Source organism: Amycolatopsis sp. NPDC058278 (assembly GCF_042881395.1).
Classification (GTDB): Bacteria; Actinomycetota; Actinomycetes; order Mycobacteriales; family Pseudonocardiaceae; genus Amycolatopsis.
Map to the genome: position 1 here is coordinate 29,535 of NZ_JBHVXZ010000065.1, position 17,786 is coordinate 47,320.

A 17,786-nucleotide genomic window follows, 5' to 3' on the forward strand; every position below is an offset into this window, starting at 1 on the left:
CGGTCCCTCCAGCTGTCATGAAAACAATCTCCCATGCGCACACGGTGGGCGTGCGGTATCAGTGCGCGAAGCCCGCCTGGGTCAGCAGGCCGGCTGAAGGCACGTGATCGCGGAAGGCTCGCATCAGATACGCGTCCAAACTGTGCGTGGGGTCGTCGACCTGGTTACCGGGAACGCCCTGCCGCAGCGCTGGCGTCACCGTGATGACGCTCGTAGCCGATGCGCGGTGCCGGTAAGGGTTGTTCGAAGGCGACTTCGGGATTGTTCGCCGAGACGCCGTCCAGGACGGGCTGGGGTGTGCATTTCAAGTGCAGGTCGAAGAAGGCGGTGACGTAGGTGCGGGTGATCTCGGCGGCCCGCTGGGCGGGGAGTTCGGCCGAGTCGGGCACGCCGAGCAGGTTTTCCAGGATAGGGGTGTCGGTGAAGCTGCCGTGCTGGGCGCCGGCGACGGTGAGCCAGCGTTTCCAGCCGTCGAGGTTGGGCCAGTCGCGGTCCCAGGTGTGGTCGCGACCGGGAGCGTGGTCGGCCCGGGTGCCGAGCAGCAGGAAGGCACGGCCGCCGAGGCCGGTGGGCGGGACTGCTGCGGGGAACGTGCCGTCCATGTTCACTCCGGCGCGGATGCGGGGGTCGGCGACCATCGCGGTGGCGCTCGCAGCGCCGCCGATGGAGTGGCCGGCCAAGCCGATCCGTCCGGGATCGATCAGCTTGGCGTATCGCCAGCCGGTGTGGTGACCGGTGACCTGGTCGAGCACGAACGAGATGTCCCGTGCCCGGCTGGCGGCGATGGCGGCGGGGCCGCCCTCCGGTGGTTGGTCGCAGATGGCACAGGTCAGGGTGCGTCCGTCGGGGAAGGTCGTCCCGGAGGACTCGTAGGTGTGGTCGACCAGCGCGACCACGTAGCCGTGGCTGGTCAGGTCTTCGGCGAGGCTGGTGAGGGTGGCTCTGGGCAGGGTGAGGCCCGGTGAGAGCACAACCAGCGGGAACGGCCCGGGTGCCGGACGTGCGTCGGCGCGGGCGTGGACGGGCAAGCCGCTGATGACCTCGGGTGGCGCCGTCGCGTCCGGGGCTTTGCGCTCGAGCAGCAGCTGGGCTTCCGCCCGTGTCATGTACGACGCGGGCCGGCCGGTACCGGGTCGTGCGGGGTAATACATCGAGACCATCAGCTGCCGGGCGCCGGCTTCGGGGACCCAGGGGTCGGTGCGGTGGTGGTCGACCAACTCGAGCACGTCCCGGCCGACCGCGTACCGGCCGGTGGGGCGCGGCAGTCCTGAATGGACCGTGGCGGGAGTCGCCGACGCGGTGGATGGCATCAGCACGGTGAGGCACATGACGAGCGCGAGAAGACGCTTCATCACTGTCCTTTCAGGTCACACGTCGCGGCGGTGGACGGCGAACACGGTGAGCAGGGCCGCGATCAGCGGCCAGAGCACGAACACGGCCCAGGAGCCGGAAATGGTGGGTAGTGCGTCGCTGACGCGGGGGTGCAGCTGGGACAGGCAGTTGCGCCACACGTAAAGCGGAACAGTGGCGTAGAGGTCGTTGGCCCACTGGTAGACGGTGGGTTTGAAGAACGACGGCACGACGACCAGCACCGCACACACCGCGACGACGGTGGCAGCGGTGTGCCGCAGCAGGGCACCGAGTCCCATGCCGGCCAGTGCGGCGATCGGGGCGAGCAGCGTGTCGGCGGCGAGGACGCGCAGGACGCCGGGATCGGTGAGGGAAACGTCGAGTTGGCGGCCGGACAGGATGGCCTGGCTCGCGGCGAACGACACCAGCACGACGAGTGCGCCGAAGGCGAGCATGACACCCGCGACGAGCGTCAGCTTCGCGGCCGCCAAGCGGTGGCGCGTGGGGACCGCGGCGAGGGTGGGGCGGATCAGGCCGGTGGCGTACTCGCCGACGATGGTCAGGGCGCCCACGCTGCCGGCGCCGATCAAGAGCAGGGCGGCGGTCGCGGTGTCGAGGATCTCCGTCATGGGGTCGTACCCGGCGCGTTCGCGTGGGGTGTAGGTCGGCCAGTCGGCGTAGGTGCCGGCGCTGCCGTGCACGGAAAGCCCGATCAGCACGACCGCGCCGATCCCGAGCAGCCAGCGGGTCGAGCGCAGCGACCACAGTTTGATCCACTCGGCGGCGATCAGGTCGGGGAACCGGGCGGGGGTAGTGATCGTGGTCATCGGCGCTCACCGGCCAGGTACTCGACGCGGTCGGCGGTGAGCTCCATGAACGCCTGCTCCAGCGACGCGGTACGGGTGGCGAGTTCGTGCAGCACGATCCCGTGTCCGAACGCGACCTCACCGATCCGGGCCGCGCTCATCCCGGTCACCGACAGCGCCCCGGCCCCGTCGGGTGCGACGGAGGCGCCGGCGTGGGTGAGGACCCGGGCGAGTTCCGTCGCGGCGGGCGTTCGCACCGAGACCAGTGCGCCGGTGCCGCGCGCGGCGAACTCGGCGACGGTCTCTTCCGCGATCAGCTCGCCCCGGCCGATGACCACGAGCCGATCCGCGGTGTGCTCCATCTCGCTCATCAGGTGGCTGGAGACCAGAACCGTGCGCCCCTGCGCGGCGAGCGACCGGAACAGGTCCCGCACCCAGCGCACCCCCTCCGGGTCCAATCCGTTGACCGGCTCGTCGAACAGCAGCACCGGCGGATCGCCCAGCAGGGCCGTGGCGATGCCCAGCCGCTGCCGCATCCCGAGGGAGAACCCGCCGACCCGGCGGCGTGCCACCCCGGCGAGCCCCACCTCGTCCAGCACCTCGCCCACGCGCCGCTTCGGCAGGCCGTTGGTGCGCGCCAGCGCGGACAGATGCGCCGCCGCGCTGCGGCCGCCGTGCACGTCGTTCGCGTCGAGGAGCGCACCGACATGGCGCAAGCCGGTACCGACGGCGGTGAACGGCCGGCCGTCCACGGTGGCGGTCCCACTGGTCGGCCGGTTCAGGCCGAGGATCATCCGCAGCGTGGTGCTCTTGCCGGCGCCGTTCGGGCCGAGGAATCCCGTGACGTGCCCCGGTCGCACCGTGAAGGTCAGGTCTTTCACAGCGAGGACGTCGCCGTAGCGTTTGGTCAGTCCGTTGACTTCGATCACGTGATCAAGATTCCGCCGACCGTGCGGGCAGGACATCCCGCCGCGGGCCAGATCCGCATCGGCCGATCGGCCTGTGGGCCTAGGCCTGGAGACCGATGCCGGGGTTCGGTCGCGGGTGGCACGATCGGGGTGTGCCCGATGATCCGCCGCGCCGGCTGCCACCCCTTGCGTGGGCGGCGCTCACGGTGTGCGGCTTCGCCGTGGTGCTCTACGGCGCCCTGGGGTCGGGTCCGGAACCGGCGCACGAACAGACGCCCGCGGCCTGGCAGCAGTGGGTCGCGGCGCTGGTGCTCGCCCTGCCGCTGGGCTGGGTCCGCCGACGGCCGTCCCCCGTGCTCGCCGCCCTCCTGACCGGCATGGTCGTGGCCACCGCGCTGCACGCACGCACCGGGCAGATCTGGCCGCTCGTGCTCGCCGCGGACGTTCTGGTCGGCCTGATCACGGCGACGGCTTCCCGTCGCGCCGGCGTCACCGCCGCGATCGTCACCCTTGCCGTGCAGGAAGCGGTGTGGCAGCTGGACCTGTGGACCGGCGGCGGGAAGAGCAGGGCGCTGGCCGTGGGCATGGTCGGGCTCACGGTCCTGATCGCCCTGTTCGTCCTGCTCGCCTGGATCACCGGGACCACGATCCGGCAGCGCCGCGAGCACGCGGCCGTCCTGCACACCCACGCCGCCGCCGAGGCGGCCACGGCCGAGCGGCTGCGCATCGCCCGCGAACTGCACGACATGGTCGCCCACAGCATCGGCGTCATCGCCTTCCAGTCCGGCGCGGCCCGGCGGGTGATCGACACCCGGCCCGACGACGCGAAGACCGCGCTGACCGCCATCGAAGCGACCAGCCGCGACACCCTCAAGGAGTTGCGGCACGTACTCGGCGCACTGCGGGACACCCGGTCAACCGGACTGTCCGATGTGGATCGGCTGACCGAGATGGCGGTGGCCGCCGATGTCCACGTCGACGTGCGGTGGCACGGGCGGCGTCGCCCGCTAGCCGCCACCCTCGACCAGTCCGCGTTCCGGATCATCCAGGAATCGGTGACCAACGTGGCCCGCCACGCCGACACCGACCACTGCCAGGTGCTGATCGACTACTCCGACGACGAACTGCGCATCGAGATCGTCGACGAGGGAACCGGCACCACGCCAGGAGAAACCGGCTACGGCATTCCCGGGATGCGCGAACGCGTCGCCCTCCTCGGCGGCCACTTCAGCGCGGGCCCCCGAGCCGAGGGCGGCTTCCGGGTGACCGCTCGGCTACCGTTGCCACGGGAGGCAGGATGACGATCCGGGTCGTACTCGCCGACGACCAGCCGCTGATCCGCGCCGGCCTGTGCATGGTCGTCACCGGCACACCCGACATCGAGGTCGTCGGAGAAGCCGGCACCGGGACCGAGGCGGTCCAGCTGACCAGGGACCTGCGCCCGGAAGTGGTCGTCATGGACATCCGCATGCCCGGCATGAACGGTATCGAAGCCACCCGGATGATCACCGCCGAATCCCGCGTCGTCATCCTCACCACGTTCGACGACGACAACAACGTCTACGCCGCCCTGCGCGCCGGAGCGAGCGGGTTCCTCGTCAAGGACATGGCACTGGACGACATCCTCACCGCCGTCCGCGTGGTCGCCGCGGGGAACGCCCTGATCGCACCGACCGTCACCCGCCGGCTCATCGAGGAGTTCGCCGCACGCCCCCAACCCACCTCGCCCCCACGCAAGCTCGACGCCGTCACCGAACGAGAACACCAGGTGCTGGTCCTGGTGGCCCGCGGCCTGTCCAACCACGAGATCGCCACACACCTGCACATCAGCCACGGCACCGCCAAAGCCCACGTCGCCAACCTGCTCACCAAACTCGCCGCCCGTGACCGGGTCCAGCTCGTCATCACCGCCTACGAAGCCGGCCTCATGACCCCGACCCCGTGACAGCCAGGTCTGCGATGTTCCCAGGTTCCAATACCAACGTCCGCTGATGCCGCAGGTCGCGCGCAACGAGCACAGCTGGGCAGGAAGAGCGCGTATGGCGCGCTCGCGCTGCATTGCGCCTGGTGTGCTCTTGCCCAGCATGAGAGGTCACGGAGCCCTCAGCGCTGGACGAAACGATGTTACGACTGGCAGCTACGGCGTACCTCGGACGCTATACGGGCGTCTCGCGGACGCATTCGGAGTCGGACCTGCAGATCTTCTTGACCTGGTGCGGTGAACGCGACCTCGCCCCAGGAGGTGCGACGATGTAAGCCCTCCACGGTATCGCGCAGGATGTCCGTGGTCACCGGCATTTACCGCACCTGCGTCATCGACGCCGTGCTCGAGCACTCGCCTGCGGAGTACGTCCGGCGCCCGATGGTGCCCAACGAGTCACCAACCCTCTGCCTGTCACACCTGCAATTCGAGGCACTACTCACCGCGGCATCGGCGACCGGCTGGGGCTTATCGCGCTCAGTCTCGTCGAGCGCCGGAGACGGCGTGAACGGCTCGTCGCACTGCGTCGTCGCGGGACGCTTTCCGGCGTACGCCCGGAGGAGTAGCTGTTCGAGGGCGGCTCCGGGGCGGTGCGGATGTCGTGATCCACACCGCCCCGGAAACCACCCGCGCGACGCGTTAGTCGAGCTCGTCCTGGATCCAGTCCAAGACGGAGGCGTGCGCCGGACGCCAGCCGAGTCCGGCGGAGGCGCGGCCTCGGATCCGGCTGTTGGAGGCGAGAACGTACAAGGTGAGTTCTTCTCCCCAGTGGGCCACGGCATCGTCGGTGTCCCACGCCTCGGCGGGACCGAGACCGAACTTCCGGGCGATCGCGGCCGCGATGTCGCGGAAAGACGCTTCGCCGTTTTCGACGAAGTAGAACGATCCGGCCGGAGCGTCGGTGAGCGCACGGAGGTAGAGGTCGGTCAGGTCGTCGATGTGCACGGTCGACCAGATGTTGCGGCCCTCCCCGACATACCGGGCGACCCCGCTTTCGCGGGCCTGCCTGGCGAGGACGGGGACTTGCAGGCTGTCGCGGGACATGCCCCGGCCGTGCCCGTAGATGAGGGAGTTGCACAGCACCACCGAGCGCACCTCGCGGCTCGCCGCGTCCAGGACGAACCGGTCGAGTGCGACACGGGCGACCTTCTTTTCGATGGGTCTCCAGCCAGAGCCGGGGGCGATGACCTCCTCGGTGTACACCTCGTCGGCGACGGCACCGCGTGAGTCGGTGCTGACGACGGTGGACCCGCTCGTGTGCACCAGCGGACGGCCGGTGCCGGCCAGCCCTTCGACGAGCGCCTCGACCGCGCCCCGGTGATCGCTGCTGGCGGCGTTGACGACGGCGTCGGCCTCGCGGGCGCGCGCGGTGAGCAGTGCGGCGTCGTCGAGCGTGCCGATGACGGGGTTGATGCCGCGCCGCTCCAGCTCGCGAGCCTTGTCCTCGCTACGGACGAGACCGTCGACCCGATGTCCTGAGCGCAGGAGCAGATCGGCGACCGAACCCCCGATGTAGCCGGTGGTCCCGGTGATGAAGACGCGCATGTGATGTTCCGATCCGGTAGACGCGTTCGCGCGTATGGCTGTGGTGAGGTGGGAGAAGGGAGGCCGTCAGTCCAGCGGCCAGGGCCGGGCGGTGGCGCCGAGCCGGTTCCAGGCGTTGATCACGGTGATGGTCCAGATCAGCTCGGCGAGCTCGACCTCGGTGAACTCGGCGGCCGCCCGGCCGAACACCTCGTCGGTGACGGGGCCGTCGACGAGCCGGGTCGCCGCCTCGGTCAGCTCGAGTGCCGCCCGTTCACGGTCGGTGAAGAACGGCGTCTCGCGCCACACGGGCAGCGCGTAGAGCCGCTGCTCGGTCTCACCACCGGTACGCGCGTCCTTGGTGTGCATGTCGACGCAGTAGGCGCAGCCGTTGAGCTGGGAAGCGCGCGCTCGCACCAGTTCCAGCAGCGCGGGCTCCAGGCTGACCTTGCGGGAGGCCGCGTCGAGCGAGTTGAGCGCGCGGTTGATGTGCGGTGCCAGCTTGTCGACGGGGAGTCGTACGGCGTTCATGGTTCTCTCTTTCGTTGGGGTGTCAGCGGTTCGCGGGGGTCGACGGCCGGTCGATGATGGTGACCTCGCCGTCGCGGAGGGTGCGGTACGGAACTCCTTCGCGGTCGTAGCGCTCGACGACGCGCTCGATGGGCTCGCTCTCGGGGATCGGAGAGCGGTAGTGGGGGACGAAGGCGTAGTCCAAGAGACCGAGCCCTTCCCAGATCGCCGGCAGGTCGTAGGCGGTGACGGTGTCCGCGGGGTCGTCGACGAGTTCGAGGCCGTGGAGGCTGGGCGACAGGACGCAGGCGCCCGCGCTCCAGCCCGCGTAGACGACGGCGTCGCGCCGGAGCAGGCCGGGCAGGATCCCGTCGGCGCCGCTGAGGGCCATCGCCAGCCGCAGGACGAACGGGTTGCCGCCGTGGACCCAGATGACCCCGAAGCCGGACAAGCGCTCCGCGAGTCCTTTCGAAGCACCGAAATGGTCACGTAAGTCCACTTCGGACACTGAGTAGCCACGGTCGCGAAGCAGTGCAACCTCGCGGCCGGTGGCCTGCCGTCTCGCCGGACCCGGGAGGGCGTCCAGCGCGTTGCCGATGACGGCCGCGGTCCGGACGTCGCCGGCGAGGTCGTCCAGAAGTTCGGGGGCGTCCCCGAGTTTCCAGGAGGAAAGGAACAAACGCATGGGCCTGCTCTCGTGAGAAGGGGAAGGATCAGGCGGAGACGGTGCGCCCGGCTTCGGTGATCATGAAGACGGAACGGAGTCCGAGAGACCGGGCCTCGGCGGGTGAGGCCGGTAGTCCAGGATCATCGTTCCGGAGCTGAAGGCCGCCGTCGTCGCGAGACGCCAGGAGGTCGAATCGATGCCCGCGCGGAACAGGCGTTTGCCGCATCCGACGATCACGGGATGCAGCCAGAGTTTCAGTTCGTCGAGAAGGCCGAGCTCGATCAGGGAGTTCACCAGGACTCCGCTGGCGTAGATGAGGATGTCGCCGGCGTAGCGCGCCTTGAGCTCGAGGATCTCGGCGGCCAGATCGCCTCGCACGACGGTGGTGTTGTTCCACTCGGCGGTTTCCAGGGTGGTCGACACGACGTACTTGGGGAGGGCGTTCATCCGGACGGCGAAGTCGCCGTCGGACCCCTCCATGTGCGGCCAGGCGGCGGCCATGCCCTCGTAGGTGACGCGGCCCAGCAGCAGTGCGTCACTGGAGAACAACTGACCGTAGGCGAACTTGGCGTGCTCGGCGCTGAAATACGGCCCGGTCCAGGTCGGCTTCTCCATCACCCCGTCCAGCGACAGGTAGACGAGCGAAACGATCTTGCCCACAGAGAGTCCTTGAGTGAGAGTCGGTGACACCGAGTGATGTTGTCTCATTCAGTCTTTCGGGGGCCTGATCCGCCAACAAGGTGACATAGTGCAACAGTCATTAAGGTGGGTTTAACGTCCGGAGGCGCATGTGCTGGAGCGGCTTGAACTGGAAGCGTTCCTGACCGTCGGCGAGGAGTTGCACTTCGGCCGCACTGCCGACCGCCTGCACGTGACCACCGCGCGGATCAGCCAGACGATCAAGAAGCTCGAACGCCAGATCGGGACGCCGCTGTTCGAACGCACCAGCCGCCATGTCGCCTTCACCGAAGCGGGGCAACGGTTGTACGACGATCTGCGCCCCGCCTACGACCTGATCGAAGCCGGGCTCCGGAGGGCGACCGACGCCGCGCGCGGTGTCCACGGTGTGCTGCGGGTCGGTTTCCTCGGCGCCGCGGCGGGACAGCTCATGGTCCAGGGGGCCCAGCTGTTCGACCGGCGTCACCCCGGCTGGCGGGCCCAGCCGAGGGAAGTGCAGATCGTCGACGGCCTACAGCGGCTGCGCGCGGGCGATACCGACCTGCTGGTCGTGAGCCTGCCGCACGACGAACCCGACATGGTCACCGGCGAGGTCCTGTTCTCGGAGCCGCGGGTGCTGGGGGTGTCCGTCCGGCATCCGCTCGCCCGCCGCGACACCGTTTCGCTGGAAGATCTCGCCGCGGTCAAAATGCTGCAAGTGGCTGAAGCGTTCCCGGCTTACTGGCGCGCGGATCGCACGCCGGACCGCACACCCGGCGGCGACCCGATCGAACCGGGCCCACGCTTCGAAACACTCCAGGAAGCCCTGGCATTGATCGGCGCAGGGGAAGGCGCTTTCGTGATGGGCGCGCAGGTGTCACGGTTCTACGCGCGGCCCGGCGTCGTGTATCTCCCGATCAGCGACGCGCCACCCCTGGAATGGGCGCCGACCTGGCTGCGCACCAACACCGCACCCCAGATCCACGCCTTCAACCAGGCCGCCCAGGACGTTGCCGCCCGGGTCTATCTCGCCATCCGCCACTGACGGGCCGCCGTGCTCATGCTGCGGGCTGAACGGTCTTCTTGAGGCGTTTGCCGAGGAGGACGAACAGCAGGATCAGCCCGACCGTGAGCAGGATGTGGCCGAGCCCGGCGGTCAAGGAGACGGCCATAGGCACGGAGAGGCCGAGAACCGTCTGAGTGCCGTGGACGAACATCATGGCGACCGAGACGGCGATGCCCGCGTTGTAGAACCAGAAGAAAAGGGTGAACAGCCTGGTCCCGGAAAGCTGGAACAGCTTGTCGAGCGCCAGGACGATGAGGAAGCCCAGCATGCCCAGCGCGAGCAGGTGCGTGTGGATGAGCGCGAGCTGGGTTGGCCCGTCGAACTCGTTGAGCTTGGTGAACTCCCGGTAGTACAAGCCGGAAACCACTCCGAGGATCATGTAGATGTGTGCCGCGTAATAGGATTTGGACATTACTTTGCTCTTTCCGGGAAAGGGTGACGGGAATTGACTCCGAACGCGGCGGCCGACGATCCGTCGTGGGCCGGCACGGTGATCATGTCGCCGAGCGGCGTGCAGGCGATGAACAGGCCCCCACCGTGGCCAGGACGGTGTTGACGTTCCTGAGGGTCACGGTCGCCTCTTCTCTTCAAAACGTTACGTAACGTTATGCCCCGGCAGAACGTAACAGAACGTTTTGTAGTTGGGTAGAGTGATCGCGGTGAGCACCCCACCCGCCGGCCGGACCGCACGCTCCCGCGACGAGATCCTGCAAGCCGCCGTCGACCTCTGCGCCGAGCGCGGCTACGCCGCGGTGACCATGGAGGCGGTCGCCACGCGGGCGAAAGTGGGCAAACCGACGGTCTACCGCTGGTGGCCGTCAAAGGGGGCGCTGTTCCTGGACGCCCTGATGGACCGGCTGGGCGAGCGGTTCTTCCTCTATCCCGACACCGGTGACATCGACGCCGACCTGCGCACCTGGCTGCGCACCCTCGCCGAGGTCTTCGCCGACGAACGGCACGGCCAGATCATCTCGGGCGTGATCGGCTCGGCCCAGCTCGACGCGGAACTCGCCGCCATGATCCAGGGCAAGGTCCACACCGCGCTGGCCGCGATCAACCGGGCCCGGCTCGTCAAGGCACAGGAAGCCGGGCAGCTGGCCGCCGGCGACCCCGCGCTCTACGACGACATGCTGGTCGCCCCGCTCTGGTACCGGCTGCTGGTGACCGGCGAGCCGATCACCAGCGACTACACCGACACCATCGTGAACACCCTGATCTCCCCGGCTCCAGGGCAAGCCCCCGCGGCCGAGGAACGGTAAGTGGGGTCAGTCCGCGTTCAGCAGGACCGGCAGCAGCGTGCGATGTCCGCTGGAGAGGAAGGAATCGAGGTACCCCAAGGCATCCGGCGAGGTCGCGAGGGTCATGTTCGGGAACGGCTCGAACAGGGCGGGCAGGCCGATCGCCGCTTCAGCCTGGCCCCGGCGGCATCCTGTCCGTGCTGCCGCGAGTAGCAACGCTGCAACCACTCGTCGATGCGTACGGTATGGATGGATGTAGCTGACGCGGAAGGACGTTGCGCTGCAGATGCCGACGTGGTTCGCATCCACCAAGATGGGGTCTGGCGTCCGATGGCGGGATCGGCCAAGGCCGCGCCCACCTCGACGAGCTCGGTCACCACATACATCCACAAACCCCATCCCGAGCTGGCCTGCGTCCACGTCGGTGTGGCGATGCCGTTCGATGCTCAATGCTGTCACGCGTTCGATGACTTCTGTGAACGCACTCCATGCCGCGATGAGGTCGCCCGGTGAGGTGTAAAACGGCAACGGATCATGCCTGGCTGACGGACCTGCACGCCCGACGTTCGCACGGCGTCGCTGAAGAACATGATGGGCACCACCGATGCAGCCGGCCAGCGACGCACCGGAGGCGCTACTGCACCGCGAAGCCGCGCCCGCGAAGCCCTGCCGACGGCCATTAGAGCCAGCAGACAGCGTCACCCGGACAGCAGCGGCAGCTGGGCAGGCCACCGTTGGACGATCGTCAAGATAGACACTAAAACCGCCCCGACCCAAAACGCAAAGAAGGCCCAGGTCAATGACCTGGGCCTCTGCTCCCCCGCTTGGACTCGAACCAAGAACCCTCCGGATTATTGGTTCGAGTGGTTTCGAGTCGACGTCAGTCGGTCTAGCTGGGATGTTTGCAATCGCTCATGCCCTAAGTCGACGTCAGTCGTCCTCGTGCGACCTGCAATTTCGCCCTTAAATCGCCCCTAGTTCAACAGCCAGGCCGCCGCGCGCCAGCCCCGCAGTCCCAACGACGCCATCCGCGTTGCGCGCTACGGGCGCTCCACCAGGAGGTGGACGGCCTGACCACCTGACTACAAGTCCGCCGGAAGACGATGTCGACGAGTGTCACCTGAGGCCAAGCTAGCCAGCTGTACTGCCGCTCGAGCGAGGCGCCGCGCCCCGGAAGTGTGCTTACGCCACCGGTGGTCAGCCGGGCGGCTCGGCAGGCCCGGCGAGATCGAGGTCCAGCGACTTGCGGACCGCGCGAATGGTCTCCATGGCGAACTTGGGGTGAACAACCATGCGCTGCCGGGCCACGGCGATGAGGTGGAGGTCCGGGTCGAGGTCGACCTCGTTCAGATCGTCGGTGAAGACGTCGAGCACTGTCGCGCACAGCAGCGCGAAACACGCGGCGTGCTGGCGCAGTCGCTCGACCGGATTGTCCGGATCGCCGTCGCCCACTGGGTCGAGCATGCGGTGGGCGAACTCGACCAGCTGAAGTGACTGGTCGACTTCCTTGAGGTGCAGGAGCGCCGCCGAGAGCCGCGTCACCTCGTCGGTCGGCGGAAGCATGTCGGCCATGCTGGCCAGGGCGTGCGCTTTGCTGCGCAGCTCGTTGTCGATCAAGGCTCGGGTGACAGTATCCAAGGTCGGGTGGTAAATCTCGTTGGCGATGTCGACCATTTCGATGGCGTAGCGCCGGAGATCGCGCGGCAGCCCGCCGGACAGGCAGTGGCACAGGTACCCGAACTGTTCGGGGAGGTCCGGCAGCCGCAGCGTGATCCATAGGCAGCTTTCCTCGAGGGTGAAGTGCTCGACGCGGATCATCTCGGTAAACGCGCTGTCGAAGGCGTCGCGCACCGCGAGCCCGCGTTTCTCGAAGTTGAGGACCGCGTCGTCGGAGACGGATACGAAGAACAGGCATCCCGGAACATCGAAGATGGCCTTGATGTCGTTGATGAACTGGTGGGCCTTCTCCGGTTCACCGATCTTGTCGAGTTCGTCGATCGCGACGACGACCAGGCCGGCGAGCTTCTCCTGCTCGAGCTGCCGCGCGGTCGACGTGGCGAATTCCCGGAACTTGTCGACCACCTCGGGATGAGTGAGCTGTTGCTCGGCGCGCTGGGTGGACCAGGTCCGGCCTGCTTCGCCCTTAAGGGGCATGCTCAGCTTGCCGGACCAGCCGGTGGTGTAGGTCTGCAGGAAGCGGATCTGATCGAGTTGTTTCTTGGCCTGTTTCCGGAGTGCGGTGATGCCGGGCGAGGTGCGGTCGCGGGCGGCCTTGTACCAAGCGCGGACAGCAGCGGTGACCAACACGGCGAAGACACGGAGCGGAACGAGAGCCAAAATGACCAGAGCGGCGATGCGCGCCGGGTGCTGGCTGTCCGGGAGCTGGGAAAGACTGCCGGGCAGAGTGTCCAAGGTGCGGCGAAGCAGGTCAGCGATCTCTCGTCCGAAAGCGACGATGTCGGGCGAACCCCACAGCAGCATCGAGATCGCGGCGCCAAAGGCGAACTGCGCGACGACCCCCGTCAGCCGATCGAAGGCGCTGCGGAGGAGCCGTCGACGCCCGCGCGACGACGGGCGGCCGACATTGTCGAGCACCGCGCGACAGAGCAGGGCGTGCAGATGCAGGACGAAGTCGCGGGCCTCGTAGTTGGCCGGGGCGGACGCGAGCACAAGAAAGGGCGTCGGGCTGCCACCGCTGCTGTGCAGGCCGGTGGTGATGGACTTGATCGCGGTCGTTTTCCCCACACCCCGGTTGCCGGCCAGAGCCACGGCGACGGAATCGGCCCGGTCGAGCACGCGGGTCAGGCGCCGCGTGGCCGCCGTCTGGATGATGTTGCTGCCGCTTTCCTGATAGAGGCCCGTGACTTCGCGGAAGATGAGTTTGGTCCCGAACGTTAGCTTGCGATTGCGCCGGATGAACTCCCGGATCGCCGGCACGACAATCTCGGCCTGGACGTCGGCAAGCCGGCTGCCGAGGCCGACGAGGTCCTCGTGCGGGACGATGCGGCCCAGCTCGCCTGCGCTGGTGATCGGGAAGAGCTCCGGAACGCGCTGCAGCACAATCCGGCCGGACATTCCGACGACTCCGACCAGGCCGACGACGCCCATGATTGCAAGAAGCCACGACAGCGCGGAATAGCTGTAGACGAAACATGAGAGATAGCCCGCGGTCATTCCGACCGCGACGCCCAACCAGAGGATCTTGGCCGGACCGAGAGACCGGATCCTCGGTCGGCTCGGCTCGGCGTGGGGACGCCGGGCGTACTCGTCCTGTGCCATCCGCACGCGAGCGAGAGTGGACTCGCTGCTCAGGACAGCCGCTTTCGCGTCTTCGACGCGAAGCCCCTCGCCACGCAACGTCGCTCGTAGATCAGGGTCGGCGAGGGCGTCGTCCAGCATGACTTCGAGCGCGAGGGCCGCCGTCCACAACTCGAAGTCGTCCGACGTCGTGACGTTCCACTCCTGGAGCAGACTGGGGCCGAGATCTCTGGGCGGTTCATCGCTCATCGTGACATGGTGCCAACCCCGTTCGGTGCCGGGCGCCAGTTCCGGAGCAGGTGCGCCCTGTTGGCCGAACGCCGCCGTTATCCGGAGGTGACCAAGGGCCGCTTACGCCATAAACGCTGTCGGTGCAGCGTCCAGACCAACGGCCCGAACCTTACTTTGCCGAGGTACCAATGACTAGGTCAGGGGTTGGTTTCGGAAGCGCAGCCGCGCGACGGGGCAATATTTTCGCCGGCGGCAAGGGTCTCGGGGTGCTCGGGCCCGAGGACGCGCACGTAATCGTCGAAAACCTGCTCAAACTCGGCTTCGGCACCAGCGGTGTCGCCAGCCTTCCTCAACCACGAAGCGAGGGCCGTGCGGATGGTGAGCGTGTGGAGATGATCGGACCCCAGAACCTTTCGAGTATCAGCAAGCAGCTGCTGGAGCCTGGTCACCGCGTCCGCCGCGTCTCCGGCCTCGCCGCGCCAGTGAGCAAGGTCGGCCCGGCTGGACAGGGTGTCGGGGTGGTCAGGCCCAAGGACACGATCGTAGTCGGCTACCAATTCTTCAAGTGCCGCCACCGCGCCCGCGGCGTCTCCTGCCCGGCCTCTCAAGATGGCGAGGTCCTGGCGGGAGGCGAGGGTCAGGCGGTGGTTCGGCCTCAAAACGCGCTCTAGGTGCGGAACCAACTGTTCAAGTGCGGTGGTCGCGCCAGCCACATCCCCGGCAGTCTCGCGCTTGGCGGCGAGGTTGTGACGTGCAACGAGGGTCTCGCGGTGGTCTGGTCCCATGACCTGCTCTAGATCCGGAACCAACTGCTCGAACGCGGCAATCGCATCCACCACATCTCCGGACGTCCCCTTCCAGTTGGCAAGAACACTGCGTGTGCGAAGCGTGTCGAGGTCGCCGGGGCCCAAAACCCGCAGGGAGTCGACGAGCAACTCTTCGAGTGCAGCCACTGCACCAGCCGCATCCCCACGCATACCAGAAGAGACGGCGCAAAAACGGCGAGCTGAGAGGGTGTCACGATGGTCCGGCCCACACTGGATCAACGCCCGGTGATACAGCTCGCCGGCAAGCGAGATACTTGACCTGAGCAACCCGGCGTTTCCGAGGCTTCGCGCGAGAAGAAGCAGCACTGAGTGAGGGTGAGGCTGCCACAGGTATTCGCCAGCTATGTCCTGCAGTGCGGCGGTGTTCGACCGCAGCGCCAGCATGAGGTCTTGGTCGACATCAAAATCACCCCAGGCGTGCTGCAATGCGTCCGCAGCACTGCGGGCGAGGGCGGCGAAATCGCCGAATGGAAGTGTGTCCCGGACGACGCGCTGGACCAGCGCGTGCACGCGCACCGTGCGGTGAGCTTGGCCAGGTTCAAGGGTGATCAGGCTGAATCGTTGCAGACACTCGAGGCCTCCGACTACGTCTGCTGTTGCGACCTCCCGCTCCAACCGGGAGGCGAGGTACTGGACTATGACATCGGCGGTAAAGACCGCCATGGGGACGCCGGCGGGATCGAGTAATGACACCAGTTCCAGCACGGGCCGTGCGGCGCCAACGGGTTCGAGCCGGTCGGCAGCCTCTGTCGACAACGCCCAGGTCGCGGCCACTGTCCGGTCATGCTCGTCTGGCAGGTGCTTCGCCGCCGGCAGCAGCTCTTCCAGCGTGGTTCGCCGGTCCGCAATCTTCGCGCGGTAGTCCCTGCAGTTGAGAAGCGGCTTGTTGATCAGGTAGGCGGCGGCCTGTGCCAACGCCAACGGCAGATACCCGAGGTCGTCAGCGAGTCCGGCGAGTTCGGCGATCCCGGTGTCCCTTCGAGCTCGGCCGGGGAGCTTCTCGGCGAGGTAGGCCAAGGCCTCGTCAGGTGTGAACAGCTCGACGTCAACGATGCGGCGCCGGTCGCCCTGCAGAGCGGCGTCGCGGCACCGGGTAGTCACCACCACCCGGCCGTTCGGCGAGTACGGCGGCCACAGCCCGGACAGGTCTGCCGGGGCCTGGAGATCGTCGATCACGATCAGCCACCGGGTGCTGGTCTCGGCGAACCATTCCAACAGCCGCCGCCACGCCCGCTCAGGCTGGGTGGGGTTCTGACCGAGAAGCTCAACGGCAACATCGATGTAGGCCGAGGTAATGGCGTCCCGGCCGCCAGCGGAGATCCACATCAAAAGATCTACCCGACCCTCCTCCCACTGCGTGTGGGCGTAGTCGGCGGCCAGCTGCGTCTTGCCCACCCCGCCGAGCCCGATCAACGCAATCGCCGAGGTCGCCATAGCGCCAGCGAGCACCGTCGCGTCTACACCCCCGACAGAGTCGTCCAGCACCCGAGCGACCGCGCGTTGCTGGAAACTGCCGGCTCGCGGCGGCACCGCCCCGAAACGGCGCCGCGGCCGCGCCTCGCACGGCCCATCCTGTGGCACCCGGTCTTCCGCCATCGGTGTACTGGGATCGGCCAGTTGCTCGGTCAGGATGTCGTGGTCAAGCCGCAGACGCTGCACCACCTGCACCAGCGGCAGGTGGATCCCGCGGTCCCGAGCAGTCTGGACGCACGCAGTCGCGAAGGCCTCGACGCGTTCCCACGGCGGCGACCTGGTGAACTTGCCATTGAGCAGATCCGAAAGCGATGACCTGGTCAGCCCTGGGTGCTCCCGAGCCTGGTCGGCTTTCAGCAGATCCGCCTGACTCGGTCCACCCGCTGCCGCACGCACCCGCTTCAGCCGCTCGACGAACCGCTCCTGTGGCGCGCGCTCCCCCAACCCGCCTCCTCGGCCTGCGACGCTCCGGAGTCATCCGGAAACCGACTATCAAAAATGTAGCTCAACGAGGCCCAGTCGTCCGGAAACTCCGGAGTTCTCCGGACCCGCGCATCAGCGCGGTTCTGCTCGATGATCGTTGTCACCAGCCGCCCAGCCTGGTCGGCCTCAATTACTGAAGGGAACAGCTGATGACCACCGAAGCGTTATGGCTCGATGCTGCGGCACAGACACGACGGAAGGGCGGCCAGATCCGCAGCGAGGTGCTTCGATGAAGCGACAACCTCGTTCAAACTGATTGAGCGGATCACCACCAGCACGGGCGACGTCGGCCTGGCCGCTGACGACGGTCGCAGACGAGGCCGTGAGCGGACAGTTGACTGACGCTATCGAGTGGTTGGCGCAGGTGACCTACCGCTGGCGTAGCCCCCGGCTGCAGCGCGCGATAGAGGCGGCCTGGCGGTAAGCATTCGACCACTCGCCGAAGGGCGTGTGGTTGCCCTAGCGGCGGAGCGGAGCACCTGCCAAGCGAGCGGGGTGACACCGACCATTAGCGCCGGGTTCGATGTCGAGCTCATTCTGGATTCCGAACCGCCGTTCTGAGCCTTCCTGCCGGCGACGACGGGGAAAGGACACACAGATGATCGACGTGACGACGACTGCGATTGTGGTCGCGGCGACAAGCGGGTGCGCCTTCCTCAGCCTGCTGGCTACCCTCATGTTCCTCTGGAAGGTCTACAAGCGTGGCGGCTGTCACGACCTCATCGCAGCCGCCCGAGCCCTACGTGAAGCCCGCGCGCGCCGCCTCCCCCTCCCCATGGCCCGGGGCGCCGCCCTCCGGCACCGCCG

General features: G+C 67.7%; 15 protein-coding genes. 4 read left to right on the forward strand and 11 right to left on the reverse strand.

What is annotated here, in order from left to right:
* Positions 1–164: 164 nt before the first annotated feature.
* From ACFVYA_RS29645 to ACFVYA_RS29655, 3 genes are read right to left on the reverse strand one after another with little or no spacing between them, the layout of a single operon-like run.
* The gene (locus ACFVYA_RS29645) at positions 165–1,352 is read right to left on the reverse strand and encodes an alpha/beta hydrolase family protein (RefSeq protein ID WP_387049613.1); all 1,188 of its coding nucleotides are present in this window, start codon (positions 1,350–1,352) and stop codon (positions 165–167) included.
* Positions 1,353–1,367: 15 nt separating this feature from the next.
* Entirely contained in the window at positions 1,368–2,177 is an 810-nt protein-coding gene (locus ACFVYA_RS29650) for an ABC transporter permease (protein ID WP_387049615.1), read from the reverse strand.
* Positions 2,174–3,085, reverse strand: coding sequence for an ABC transporter ATP-binding protein (locus ACFVYA_RS29655; RefSeq protein WP_387049617.1), 912 nt, complete (start codon positions 3,083–3,085; stop codon positions 2,174–2,176). The genes ACFVYA_RS29650 and ACFVYA_RS29655 overlap by 4 nt, the downstream gene beginning before the upstream one ends.
* Before the next feature lie 131 nt (positions 3,086–3,216).
* On the opposite strand from ACFVYA_RS29655, the gene ACFVYA_RS29660 reads away from it, so the two are divergent.
* A complete protein-coding gene (locus tag ACFVYA_RS29660) occupies positions 3,217–4,365 on the forward strand; it encodes a sensor histidine kinase (RefSeq protein ID WP_387049619.1) in 1,149 nt (382 codons plus the stop codon).
* Positions 4,362–5,009 carry a response regulator gene (locus ACFVYA_RS29665; protein ID WP_387049621.1) on the forward strand — a complete coding sequence of 216 codons (648 nt, stop codon included), beginning with the start codon at positions 4,362–4,364 and terminating at the stop codon, positions 5,007–5,009. Before ACFVYA_RS29660 ends, ACFVYA_RS29665 begins: the two co-directional genes overlap by 4 nt.
* 675 nt (positions 5,010–5,684) lie before the next feature.
* On the opposite strand, the gene ACFVYA_RS29670 is transcribed toward ACFVYA_RS29665, so the two are convergent.
* From ACFVYA_RS29670 to ACFVYA_RS29685, 4 genes are all read right to left on the reverse strand, one after another.
* Positions 5,685–6,590 carry an NAD-dependent epimerase/dehydratase family protein gene (locus tag ACFVYA_RS29670; protein ID WP_387049623.1) on the reverse strand — a complete coding sequence of 302 codons (906 nt, stop codon included), beginning with the start codon at positions 6,588–6,590 and terminating at the stop codon, positions 5,685–5,687.
* A 66-nt stretch (positions 6,591–6,656) separates the two neighbouring features.
* Positions 6,657–7,100 carry a carboxymuconolactone decarboxylase family protein gene (locus ACFVYA_RS29675; protein ID WP_285993702.1) on the reverse strand — a complete coding sequence of 148 codons (444 nt, stop codon included), beginning with the start codon at positions 7,098–7,100 and terminating at the stop codon, positions 6,657–6,659.
* Between the two features lie 22 nt (positions 7,101–7,122).
* Entirely contained in the window at positions 7,123–7,764 is a 642-nt protein-coding gene (locus ACFVYA_RS29680; RefSeq protein ID WP_387049626.1) for a Type 1 glutamine amidotransferase-like domain-containing protein, read from the reverse strand.
* Between the two features lie 60 nt (positions 7,765–7,824).
* The gene (locus tag ACFVYA_RS29685) at positions 7,825–8,406 is read right to left on the reverse strand and encodes a dihydrofolate reductase family protein (RefSeq protein WP_387049628.1); all 582 of its coding nucleotides are present in this window, start codon (positions 8,404–8,406) and stop codon (positions 7,825–7,827) included.
* A gap of 130 nt (positions 8,407–8,536) precedes the next feature.
* On the opposite strand from ACFVYA_RS29685, the gene ACFVYA_RS29690 reads away from it, so the two are divergent.
* Positions 8,537–9,448, forward strand: coding sequence for a LysR family transcriptional regulator (locus ACFVYA_RS29690; RefSeq protein WP_387049629.1), 912 nt, complete (start codon positions 8,537–8,539; stop codon positions 9,446–9,448).
* 13 nt (positions 9,449–9,461) lie between these two features.
* Here ACFVYA_RS29690 and ACFVYA_RS29695 read toward each other — a convergent pair whose 3' ends face one another.
* Positions 9,462–9,881 carry a DUF2871 domain-containing protein gene (locus ACFVYA_RS29695; protein ID WP_387049631.1) on the reverse strand — a complete coding sequence of 140 codons (420 nt, stop codon included), beginning with the start codon at positions 9,879–9,881 and terminating at the stop codon, positions 9,462–9,464.
* Between the two features lie 247 nt (positions 9,882–10,128).
* On the opposite strand from ACFVYA_RS29695, the gene ACFVYA_RS29700 reads away from it, so the two are divergent.
* Positions 10,129–10,728 (forward strand): TetR/AcrR family transcriptional regulator, encoded by a 600-nt coding sequence (locus ACFVYA_RS29700; protein WP_387049633.1) that lies wholly within the window; start codon positions 10,129–10,131, stop codon positions 10,726–10,728.
* Between the two features lie 6 nt (positions 10,729–10,734).
* Here the strand turns inward: ACFVYA_RS29700 and ACFVYA_RS29705 are convergent, their stop codons facing one another.
* From ACFVYA_RS29705 to fxsT, 3 genes are all read right to left on the reverse strand, one after another.
* Positions 10,735–11,235 carry a hypothetical protein gene (locus ACFVYA_RS29705; protein ID WP_387049635.1) on the reverse strand — a complete coding sequence of 167 codons (501 nt, stop codon included), beginning with the start codon at positions 11,233–11,235 and terminating at the stop codon, positions 10,735–10,737.
* A gap of 669 nt (positions 11,236–11,904) precedes the next feature.
* Complete coding sequence (locus ACFVYA_RS29710) at positions 11,905–14,214, reverse strand: P-loop NTPase fold protein (protein WP_387049637.1); 2,310 nt, start codon at positions 14,212–14,214, stop codon at positions 11,905–11,907.
* 179 nt (positions 14,215–14,393) lie between these two features.
* Complete coding sequence (gene fxsT, locus ACFVYA_RS29715) at positions 14,394–16,940, reverse strand: FxSxx-COOH system tetratricopeptide repeat protein (RefSeq protein ID WP_387049638.1); 2,547 nt, start codon at positions 16,938–16,940, stop codon at positions 14,394–14,396.
* Positions 16,941–17,786: the final 846 nt, after the last annotated feature.

Excerpts from the sequence above, each read along its gene's own strand:
- ACFVYA_RS29645 (WP_387049613.1), bottom strand. The coding sequence starts at position 1,352 with ATGAAGCGTCTTCTCGCGCTCGTCATGTGCCTCACCGTGCTGATGCCA.
- ACFVYA_RS29650 (WP_387049615.1), bottom strand. The coding sequence starts at position 2,177 with ATGACCACGATCACTACCCCCGCCCGGTTCCCCGACCTGATCGCCGCC.
- ACFVYA_RS29665 (WP_387049621.1), top strand. The coding sequence starts at position 4,362 with ATGACGATCCGGGTCGTACTCGCCGACGACCAGCCGCTGATCCGCGCC.
- ACFVYA_RS29670 (WP_387049623.1), bottom strand. The coding sequence starts at position 6,590 with ATGCGCGTCTTCATCACCGGGACCACCGGCTACATCGGGGGTTCGGTC.
- ACFVYA_RS29675 (WP_285993702.1), bottom strand. The coding sequence starts at position 7,100 with ATGAACGCCGTACGACTCCCCGTCGACAAGCTGGCACCGCACATCAAC.
- ACFVYA_RS29680 (WP_387049626.1), bottom strand. The coding sequence starts at position 7,764 with ATGCGTTTGTTCCTTTCCTCCTGGAAACTCGGGGACGCCCCCGAACTT.
- ACFVYA_RS29695 (WP_387049631.1), bottom strand. The coding sequence starts at position 9,881 with ATGTCCAAATCCTATTACGCGGCACACATCTACATGATCCTCGGAGTG.
- ACFVYA_RS29710 (WP_387049637.1), bottom strand. The coding sequence starts at position 14,214 with ATGAGCGATGAACCGCCCAGAGATCTCGGCCCCAGTCTGCTCCAGGAG.